Origin of the sequence: Mesorhizobium sp. M0051 (assembly GCF_040323235.1) — a bacterium.
Classification (GTDB): Bacteria; Pseudomonadota; Alphaproteobacteria; order Rhizobiales; family Rhizobiaceae; genus Mesorhizobium.
In genome coordinates, this window is sequence record NZ_JAMYUT010000071.1 from 1 (window position 1) to 7806 (window position 7806).

The window sequence follows — 7806 nt, forward strand, 5'->3', positions numbered from 1 at the left end:
ATCGCCAGCAAGATGCGAAGAGCCAGATGGAACAGAGACTTCCTCTTCCAGCTCTTTACTCATATGCGATAGCCCTGCCCTCAAGTGGGGAGATCGGCAGCTTCGCTGACGGCGCCTTCCTTCTGACGGTGGAGATTGGCGAAAGCGTTCGTGAAGTCCAATCTCCCCACCTGAGGGGGAGATGGCCGGCAGGCCAGAGGGGGGCGCTGTCCCGCGACCTTGCAGCGACTTGCGCAGCGGCGATGCCAGCCCGGAATTTCATTCCGCATCTGGCCGGTTGATTGGCACGATCTATCTTCTTTCCGAGAGCAAAGGGCTGGAAAAGAGGACACGCTACCGCTCTGCCCCGAGGCGGTCGCTTGGTCATGGAGCATCGATATGAGCGAGCACAAGATCGCCGCAGCCGACGCGTTGTCGCGCATGCGTCCGCCCTATAAGTCGGTTCTCGACCTGATCGGCCAGACGCCGGTTGTCGAACTGACCAAGTTCGACACCGGCAAATGCCGGCTGTTCATCAAGCTCGAAAGCCAGAATCCCGGCGGCTCGATCAAGGACCGCATCGCGCTGTCGATGATCGCCGCCGCCGAGAGAGAGGGCAAGCTCCGGCGCGGCGGTACCATCGTCGAGGCGACCGCCGGCAATACCGGCCTCGGCCTTGCTCAGGTCGGCATCCCCAAAGGCTACCGCATCGTGCTGGTGGTGCCCGACAAGATGTCGCGCGAGAAAATCCAGCATCTGCGCGCGCTCGGCGCCGAGGTGCGCATGACGCGCTCCGATGTCGGCAAGGGCCATGCGGAATATTACCACGACATGGCCGAGAAGATCGCGGCTGAAACGCCCGGCGCCTTCTACGCCAACCAGTTCGCCAACCCGGCCAACCCACTGGCACATGAAACCACCACCGGTCCGGAAATCTTCTCGCAGCTCGATGGCGACGTCGACGCGGTGGTGGTCGGCGTCGGCTCCGGCGGCACGCTGACCGGGCTCGGCCGCTACTTTGCGAAGGTTTCGCCCAAGACAGAAATGGTGCTGGCCGATCCGGTCGGCTCGGTGCTGGCACCGTTGATCAAGACCGGCAAGATGGAAGAGGCCGGCAGCTGGACCGTGGAAGGCATCGGCGAGGATTTCGTGCCGCCCAATGCCGATTTGTCGCTGGTGAAAAAGGCGTACTCCATTCCCGACAAGCAGAGCATGCTGGCCGTGCGCGACCTCCTGTCCAAGGAAGGCATCCTGGCGGGCTCATCCTCGGGCACGTTGCTGTCGGCCGCCCTGCGCTATTGCCGCGAGCAGACCTCTGCGAAGCGGGTCGTCACCTTCGTCTGCGACAGCGGCAACAAATATCTGTCGAAAGTGTTCGACGATTTCTGGCTGGCCGAGCAGGGCCTGGCCGAGCACGAGCAGCATGGCGATCTGCGCGACCTGGTGATGCGTTCGCACCGCACCGGCGACACCGTCTATGTCGGCCCGGACGAAAGCCTGCTCAACGCCTATGGCCGCATGCGTCGCTCCGATGTGTCGCAGCTACCGGTGCTCGACAATGGCAAGCTCGTCGGCATCGTCGACGAAAGTGACATCCTTGCCAAGGTCGACGGCCCCTATGACGGCCGCTGGGAGCGCTTCAACGGTCCGGTGCGCACGGCGATGACCTCCAATTTGCACACGCTGCAGGCCAGCCAGACGCTGGATGCGCTGTTGCCGGTATTCGACCGCAACGAGGTCGCCATCATCTTCGACGGCGACGAGTTCATCGGCCTGATAACCCGCATCGACCTGATCAACCATCTGAGGCGCGCACGATGACCAGCAGCATATCCGGCCCATCTTCAGCGGGCCCATCTTCATCAGGCAAGAACCGCCTCGCCTTTTCGACGCGCACCATCCATGGCGGCCAGAGCCACGACCCGCTGACCGGCGCGGTGATGGTGCCGATCTACGCCACCTCGACCTATGGCCAGCAGTCGCCCGGCGTTCACAAGGGCTTCGAATATGCCCGCAGCCAGAACCCGACGCGCTTTGCCTTCGAGCGGGCGGTGGCCGATCTCGAAAGCGGCTCGGCCGCCTTCGCCTTCGCGTCCGGCCTGGCGTCGATCGCCACCGTGCTGGAGCTGCTCGATTCCGGCGCGCATATCGTTGCCACCGACGACATCTATGGCGGCTCCTTCCGTTTGATGGAGCGGGTACGCAAGCGCTCGGCCAATCTGCAGGTCTCGTTCGTCGATTTCACCGATCTCGCCGCCGTGGAAGCCGCGATCCGCCCCGAAACAAAAATGCTCTGGGTCGAGACGCCGACCAACCCGCTGCTGCGCATCGTCGATCTCGAAGGTGTCGCGGCCCTAGCCAAACGCAAGGGGGTTCTCACGGTCGCCGACAACACGTTTTGCAGCCCCTATATTCAGCGGCCGCTCGAACTCGGCATCGACATCGTCGTCCACTCTACGACGAAATATCTCAACGGCCATTCCGACATGGTCGGCGGCGTCGCCGTCGTCGGCGACAACAAGGATTTGTCCACCCAGCTGAAATTCCTGCAGAACGCCATCGGCGCCATTTCGGGCCCGTTCGACAGCTTTCTGGCCCTGCGCGGCCTCAAGACTTTGGCGCTCAGGATGGAGCGTCATTCCGCCAACGGCCTCAAGATCGCGCAGTGGTTGGAAGGCCGGAGCGACGTGCGCCGAGTCATCTATCCCGGCCTCGCCAGCCACCCGCAGCATGAGATCGCTGTCAGGCAGATGCATGCCTTCGGCGGCATGATATCAGCCGTGCTCGACCGCGACCTTGCCAGCACCAAAAGGTTCCTAGAACGCACGCAACTGTTCACCCTGGCCGAAAGCCTCGGCGGGGTGGAGAGCCTGATCGAGCACCCGGCGCTGATGACGCACGGCTCGATCCCCGCCGAGAAGCGCGACGAGATCGGCATTTCCGATTCGCTGGTGCGGCTGTCGGCGGGCATCGAGGACGGCGATGATCTGATCGCCGATCTGGACCAGGCGCTGGGGGGCTGAGGGCAAACCCTGCGTTGGCTCTTCGGCCGCTTCACGGCGAAGCGACTGCTACGGCGCAGGGTAAACTGGTTCTGTCGCGATCCTTCACACCCCCCTCTGTCCTGCCGGACATCTCCCCCGCAAGGGGGGAGATTAGATGTCATTTCTGCTTTCGCTAATCTCGAACGTTGCAAGACGAGCGGCGACATTGAAACTGCCAATCTCCCTCCTTGCGGGGGAGATGGCCGGCAGGCCAGAGGGGGGTGCTGTCCCGCCGACATTTGACAGATCTCTTCGCCGCGCGGCAGTCAAAGCAAGCAGCGCTTCGAGCATCGCTCGCCAATTGCCGTTGACCCCGACCCGCATCTGCCCGAAGTGTAGCGCCCATGGCCACGCACGCTCCACCCAAACCGACCGAAACACCCCTCACCTTCGCGGTGCTGGTCTTTCCCGGCTTTCCGATGATGGCGTTCAGCTCCGTCATCGAGCCGCTACGCGCCGCCAATGTCCTGGCGAAACGGCCGTGCTATCGCTGGATCATCGTCGGCGGCACAAAAGGCCCGGTCGAGGCGTCGAACGGCGTCGTCATCCAGCCTGGTTTTTATGCCGAGGACGCGCCGAAGGTCGACCGCATCGTCGTCTGCTCGGGCGGCGATGCTGATCACCTCGTCGCCGAGGACGCCGCGAGCTGGATTCGCAAGAGCCTGCGCAACGGCGCCCATATCGGCGCGGTGGCGGATGCGGCGTTCTTCCTCGCCCGGGCCGGCCTGCTCGACGGCCACGCCTGCACCTTGCACTGGACCAGCCAGGCCGCCTTCACCGAGGCCTTCCCCAACATCGAGCTCAGGCGCGACCTCTATGTCATCGACCGCAAGCGTTTTACGTCGGCCGGCGGCGTCGGCAGCCTCGACATGATGCTGGAGATCATCACCCGCGATTACGGCGCCGAACTTGCCGCCGGCGTCGCCGAATGGTTCGTGCACAGCCAGCTGCGCTCCAGCATCGACCGCAAGATGATGCCGCTGCGGCTGCGCACCGGCGTCCGCAACGAGTTGGTGCTGTCGGCCATCGCCATCATGGAGGACGCGGTCGAGGAGCGGCTCGGCATGGCCGAGCTGACCGCGAAGCTCGGCGTCTCCTCCGACAAGCTCGAACGCTCCTTCCGCTCCGAACTCGCCATCTCGCCCAATGGCTACTACCGGCGGCTGCGGCTAAAGCGCGCCGCCGACCTGCTGGCGCATTCGACGCTCGCCGTACGCGACGTGGCGCTGGCCTGCGGCTTCGCCTCGATGTCGAGCTTTGCTCGAGCTTTTCGCGAGGAGCATGGCCACCCGCCGAAATTGGCGAGAAGGCATTAGGGGTGCGCTCGCTGACGCGATGAGATGTTAGCGGGACAGCACCCCCTCCGGTAGGACAGAGGGGGGTGCTGTCCCTCCAGCGTTCCGCATTAGGCTCCTGCGGCATCCCGCACAACACACGCGGTTTTCCGCACAATCCCCTTGCCTCGCTTGCGCCATGCTCCGACCTCGCAACCCAGCCAAGGCCGTACCCATGAGCATCGTCGTATTCGACCCCGACAGCACCGAGGACGTGGACTTCAAGGACTGCATGCGCCACCCGGCGGCGGCCGATCCGGCGGGCGGCATGTGGCTGTCCGACACCGAGCCGTCCTTCATCGACGCCGATGCTTTGCGAAAAGGCCGGCTGGCCAAGCTGCGCGGCTGGATGCGCGAGGCCGGCTATGGCGGCGTGGTGTTGTTCGACCCCTACAACCAGCGCTACGCCACCGGCTCGCGCAACATGTTCGGCTATTTCTTGCGCAACTCGACGCGCTATTTCTTTATCCCCACCGACGGGCCGATCGTGCTGTTCGAATACCCGCAGAGCTACCATGTCTCGATGGTGCTCGACACGATCGACGAGGCGCGGCCTTCCAAGCTCGTCTGGTCGTCGGTCTCCGGCCGCGACGACGAGACCGCCGGTCCCTTCGCCGACGAGATCGCCGAGCTTTTGAAACAGCATGGCGGCGGCTCGATGAAGCTCGGCCTCGACCGCTGCAGCCATCTGCAGGCGCTGGCGCTGGAAAAGCGCGGCTGCGAGGTCCGCGATTGCCAGGGCGAAATCCTGGCGGTGCGCGCGGTGAAGACACCTGAGGAAGTCAAATGCCTGCAGGTGTCGATGGCCGGCGCCGAGGCCGCCGTCTATGCGGTGCGCGAGGCGATCAAGCCCGGCGTCTCCGAAAACGATTTGTTCGCCATCATGTATGGCGAGGTCATCCGCCAGGGCGGCGAGTTCATCGAGACCCGGCTGCTCACCTCCGGCCAGCGCACCAACCCGTGGTTCAACGAGGCCAGCGGCCGCAAGATCCGGCCCGGCGAGTTGCTGGCGCTCGATACCGACACGATCGGCTGCTACGGCTATTATTCCGATTTTTCCCGCACCTTCCGCTGCGGGCCGGGCAAGCCGACGCCCTACCAGAAGTCGCTCTACCGCATGGCGCACGACCAGGTTCAGCACAACATTTCGATCGTCAAACCCGGCATGGCGTTCCGCGAAATCGCCGAGAAAGCCTGGAAGATCCCGGACCGTTTCGTCGACCAGCGCTACACCTCGGTCATGCACGGCGTCGGCATGCATGGCGAAACACCGTTCATCGCGCATGCCATGGACTACGAAACCTATGGCCGCGACGGCCATATCGTGCCAGGCATGGTGGTGAGCGTGGAAAGCTACATCGGCGAAAAAGGCGGCCGCGAGGGCGTCAAGCTGGAGGACGAGATCCTGATCACCGACACCGGTACAGAGCTTCTGTCGCGCTTCCCGTATGAGGACGAGTTTCTGGAGAAGCAGGTTTGATACGCGCAACCGATGAGCGCCTCGTTACCTGGCGCCCCCCTCTGTCCTGCCGGACATCTCCCCCTCAAGGGGGGAGATTGGCAGCGTCGCCTACGGCGCTTTTTCCTGCAGCTTTGGTGATTGGCGAAGGCATTCGCGACGGCCGATCTCCCCCCTTGAGGGGGAGATGCCCGGCAGGGCAGAGGGGGGCGCTGTCCCACCGGCATAGGGACGAGTCTTGGGCTGCTCCGCCCGTGGATGAAGGCGCCGCATGAAAATCCCCATCGCCATCAAGCGCGGCACCGTGGCCGCGATCTTCATCGACCTGCAGGAAGAGCACCGGCAGGACCCGCGCTATCTCGTCGACGGTTACGCAACGGTCATCGCCAACGTCCAGCGCCTGCAGGCGGCGGCGCGGCAAAACCATGTGCCGCTCTACCACTGGGCCTACATCGTCGACCTCGACAGCCAGGAGCGGCCGTTCCATCCAGTCGGTGAGGACGGCAAGTCGGCCTTTTCCGACAAGAGCGATCCGCTGACCGAGATCTGCCATGAGGTGGCGCCGGCTGATGGCGAGGCGCTGCTGATCAAGGCCGAGGCCAGTGCCTTCCGCTCCGGGCCGGCGGCCCGCGACATCAAGTCCGCCGGCATCGAATGGCTGGTCGTGTCGGGCGTCTGGACCGAGGCCTGCATCGACGCTTCGGTGAAGGACGCGGTGGCGAAAGGTTTTCGCGTGCTCTTGGTCAAGGATGCCTGCGGCAGCGGCAGTGCGGCCATGCACCAGACCGGCATCCTCAACCTCGCCAACCGGCTCTATGGCGGTGCCGTCACCGACACCGACGGCGCCTGCCGGCTGCTGGCCGGCGAGACCGTCACCGCTTGGCAGGTCGAAGGCTCGGTGCCGCTGCGCTTCACCTTCGACAACGCGGCCGCGCTCTACGCAGACCTATGACTGCCGAAAGCATGACTCGGGGCAAATACGAAACCCGGCTCGACCCAGAGCTCTGGGCCTATATCGACGCGGTCAACGCCTGGTATCCGCCCGAGATCCTCGGCCTGCCGATCGACAAGCAGCGCGCCGTCTATGACCGGATGAGCCGTGCCTTCCATCAGGGCCGCCCGCCCGGCGTCACGGCCAGCGACAGCCTGATCGCCGCGGCCGGCCGCGACATCCCGATCCGCCGCTACCGGCTTGCCGGCGCGGCCCCGAAGGCGATGGTGGTCTACTTTCATGGCGGCGGCTTCATCCTCGGCGGGCTCGACAGCCATGACGACATCTGCGCCGAGCTCTGCGCCGGCACCGGTTTCGACGTGCTGTCGGTCGAATACCGGCTGGCGCCGGAGCATGTGCACCCCGCAGCCTTCGACGATGCCGTCACCGCCTTCGAATGGGCGGCCGCCGCCACCGACCTGCCGCTGGTGCTGTGCGGCGAAAGCGCCGGCGGCAATCTCGCGGCTGGAGTGGCGCAGGCGACCCGCCGCGGCGCCGCCATCGGCCAGGTGCTGATCTATCCCGACCTCGGCGGCGACCAGGCCGCCGGCTCCTATGTCGAGCACGCCGAAGCGCCGCTGCTGTCCGTGGCCGACATTGCCTTCTACCGCGACGTCCGCTCTGCCAGGCGGCAGTCGCCCGACGATCCGACCCTCCAGCCTTTGCGCGACACCGACTTCTCCGGCCTGCCGCCAACCGTGATCGTCACTGCCGAATGCGACCCACTATCGTCGGACGGCGAGACCTACCGCGACCGCATTATTGCCGCCGGCGGCAAGGCGTGGTGGCACGAGGAGCCGAGGCTGGTGCACAGCTTCCTGCGCGCCCGGACGACAGTGCCGGCAGCGGCGGAAGCGTTTGCGCGGATTGTTGCAGCGGTTGCCGCGCTGGGTAGGGGTGATCTCCCCCCTTGAGGCAGGGCTATCGCATATGAGTAAAGAGCTGGAAGAGGAAGTCTCTGTTCCATCTGGCTCTTCGCATCTTGCTGGCGATGGGTTT

The 7806-nt window shown here is 64.8% G+C and carries 6 protein-coding genes and 1 pseudogene; all 7 read left to right on the top strand.

Annotated elements, in window-relative coordinates:
• Window positions 1-281, top strand: a pseudogene (locus tag NKJ90_RS32940) (hypothetical protein); the annotation flags it as partial.
• A 97-nt stretch (window positions 282-378) separates the two neighbouring features.
• Window positions 379-1800, top strand: a complete 1422-nt coding sequence (locus tag NKJ90_RS32945; RefSeq protein WP_023763170.1) for a pyridoxal-phosphate dependent enzyme — start codon at window positions 379-381, stop codon at window positions 1798-1800.
• Window positions 1797-3002 (top strand): trans-sulfuration enzyme family protein, encoded by a 1206-nt coding sequence (locus tag NKJ90_RS32950; RefSeq protein ID WP_023763169.1) that lies wholly within the window; start codon window positions 1797-1799, stop codon window positions 3000-3002. The genes NKJ90_RS32945 and NKJ90_RS32950 overlap by 4 nt, the downstream gene beginning before the upstream one ends.
• Before the next feature lie 365 nt (window positions 3003-3367).
• A complete protein-coding gene (locus NKJ90_RS32955) occupies window positions 3368-4339 on the top strand; it encodes a GlxA family transcriptional regulator (RefSeq protein WP_023763168.1) in 972 nt (323 codons plus the stop codon).
• 193 nt (window positions 4340-4532) lie between these two features.
• Entirely contained in the window at window positions 4533-5837 is a 1305-nt protein-coding gene (locus tag NKJ90_RS32960) for a M24 family metallopeptidase (RefSeq protein WP_023763167.1), read from the top strand.
• Between the two features lie 250 nt (window positions 5838-6087).
• Window positions 6088-6768, top strand: a complete 681-nt coding sequence (locus NKJ90_RS32965) for an isochorismatase family protein (RefSeq protein ID WP_023763166.1) — start codon at window positions 6088-6090, stop codon at window positions 6766-6768.
• Between the two features lie 11 nt (window positions 6769-6779).
• The gene (locus tag NKJ90_RS32970) at window positions 6780-7721 is read left to right on the top strand and encodes an alpha/beta hydrolase (protein WP_032908205.1); all 942 of its coding nucleotides are present in this window, start codon (window positions 6780-6782) and stop codon (window positions 7719-7721) included.
• Window positions 7722-7806 lie beyond the last annotated feature (85 nt).

Coding starts and splice junctions, on each gene's coding strand:
- NKJ90_RS32945 (WP_023763170.1), top strand. CDS start 379: ATGAGCGAGCACAAGATCGCCGCAGCCGACGCGTTGTCGCGCATGCGT.
- NKJ90_RS32950 (WP_023763169.1), top strand. CDS start 1,797: ATGACCAGCAGCATATCCGGCCCATCTTCAGCGGGCCCATCTTCATCA.
- NKJ90_RS32955 (WP_023763168.1), top strand. CDS start 3,368: ATGGCCACGCACGCTCCACCCAAACCGACCGAAACACCCCTCACCTTC.
- NKJ90_RS32960 (WP_023763167.1), top strand. CDS start 4,533: ATGAGCATCGTCGTATTCGACCCCGACAGCACCGAGGACGTGGACTTC.
- NKJ90_RS32965 (WP_023763166.1), top strand. CDS start 6,088: ATGAAAATCCCCATCGCCATCAAGCGCGGCACCGTGGCCGCGATCTTC.
- NKJ90_RS32970 (WP_032908205.1), top strand. CDS start 6,780: ATGACTCGGGGCAAATACGAAACCCGGCTCGACCCAGAGCTCTGGGCC.